At 64.6% G+C, this 1,938-nt stretch carries 2 protein-coding genes; both read right to left on the bottom strand.

Annotated features, from left to right (window positions below; all coding sequences use genetic code 11):
- Nucleotides 1-1,452: MDR family MFS transporter (locus WBV42_RS10140; protein WP_423985924.1), on the bottom strand; the 1,452-nt coding region annotated here is incomplete at its 3' end.
- A 27-nt stretch (nucleotides 1,453-1,479) separates the two neighbouring features.
- Nucleotides 1,480-1,938, bottom strand: a 459-nt coding sequence (locus WBV42_RS10135; RefSeq protein WP_423985923.1) for a universal stress protein, incomplete at its 5' end; no start/stop codon positions are given.

Below are 1,938 nucleotides of genomic sequence, written 5' to 3'. Positions count from 1 at the left end.
GTCCCCGGTCGTCGCTTGTGCTGTCGACTCGGAGCGCTTTCTGGGAAAATAGTACGCGAAGCCGACCGCGAGTATCGAGACGACCACCGAAAGCCCGAACACGGTCGTCAGGCCGTCCGTTAGAATCGAGGCCAACCCGGCGGGCGGCGTGGCCGACCCGAGCAACCGTTGTTGGAGTTCGCCGACGTTGGCGATGTTGGACGTTGCCGCGAGCCGATTTTGAATGACGAGGTTCAGCGCGAACCCGAGGAGCGCGACGCCCATCGTCCCGCCGAGGTTGCGGAAGAACTGTTGGGAGGAAGTGACGACGCCCATCAGTTCGGTGCCGAAGTGGTTCTGAATCGCCGTCAGCAGCGGCGGCGTCACCATCCCCATCCCGACGCCCATCACGAACACGTTGACGACGACCACCGGAACCGGCGTCGTCGCCGTCCAGAGGACGGTTGCCACGCCGAAGCTCACGACCAGCAGGCTACTCCCGACGGTGGCGAGTCGTTGCTCGCCGACTCGGTTTACGAGTCGTCCGGAGAGGAAACTCGTCCCCGACCAGCCGATGGAGATGGGGAAGACGGCCAGCGCGGCGCTTTCGGCACCGCCTTGGACGCTCTGGAGATACAGCGGAACGTACGTGATCGCCGCGAAGAGGACGAAACTCGTGAGGAATCCGGTCACGTTCGTCGTGATGAACACCGTGTCGTCGAACATCGAGAGGGGGACGATGGGTTGGCTCGCCCGCTTCTCGACGGCGTAGAACGCGCCGAAGCCGACGACTCCGACGACGGTGAGCGGCAGTGCCCACGAACTCGTCGTTTCGAGCAGTTGGAGTCCGACGAGGAGCGTTCCGACGGCCACGGAGAGAACGGCCGCGCCGAGGAAATCGATGTCGCGCTCGGCGCTCCCGGTCGATTCGTCCAGCGAAATCCAGACGAGGAGGACGGCTAGTAGTCCGACCGGTACGCTCAGATAGAACACGCCGCGCCACCCGACGGTCGAGACGATGAGGAACCCGAGCAGGGGGCCGACGACGCTCGAAATCCCCCAGACCGTGCTTCCGAGTCCGATGGCGCGGCCGCGTTCTTCGGGCGGGTACACGACGCCGAGGATGGTGTACGGGATGGCGAACATCGCGCCCGCACCGATTCCTTGCAAGGAGCGAAACGCGACCAGTTGAAGCATGCTTCTCGACGCGCCGCACAGCGCGCTCCCGCCGACGAAGATTCCCGCTCCGACGAAGAACAGCCGCTTTCGGCCGTAGATGTCCGCGAGGCGGCCGTACAGCGGCATCGACACGGCCGCGAACAGCATGTAGGCCGCGAACGCCCACGCGTACAGTTGCAGTCCGCCCAGCGACTGGACGACGGTCGGCATCGCCGTGCTGACGATGGTGCCGTCGATGGCCGCGAGGAAAATCCCGAGCAGGACGCCGAGCGTCGCAACCCGCCGGTTCGTCATGGATTTCCTTCGTCGCCGAGGACCTAATCAGTGGTGCTCGGACGAGTGGTGCTCGGTCAGATTGACGGCCAGCACCGGCACCGTCGATAGCCGAATGACGCGTTCGGTGACGCTCCCGAGGACGAGATGGCTGACGCCCTTGTTCGCGTGGGTTCCCATGACGATGGCGTCGATGTCGTTCTCCTCGGCGTACTCGACGATTTCCTCTGCTGGGTTGCCGTGCAGGACGGTCGACTCGGTTTCGAGTCCGGCGCGCTCGGCCGCGCCGACTATCGACCCGATCGCCGTTTCGCCCGACGTTTTCAGGTCGTCGTTCACCATCGATCGGGTCGATTTCGAGAGCGACTCCGCGAGGCCGCTATCGACGACGTGGACGACGTGCACCGTCGCGCCCGTCAGCTCCGCTAGCGAAATCGCCTCCTCGACAAACTGCTGTTCACCGCCGCTTCCATCCGTCGGAACGAGGATCGAATCGTACATCGGTTC

The organism is Haladaptatus sp., assembly GCF_049589095.1.
In the GTDB taxonomy this organism is placed as follows: Archaea; Halobacteriota; Halobacteria; order Halobacteriales; family Haladaptataceae; genus Haladaptatus.
The sequence above is the reverse complement of the archived record's forward strand: the minus strand, read 5'-3'. Positions and strand labels throughout refer to the sequence as shown.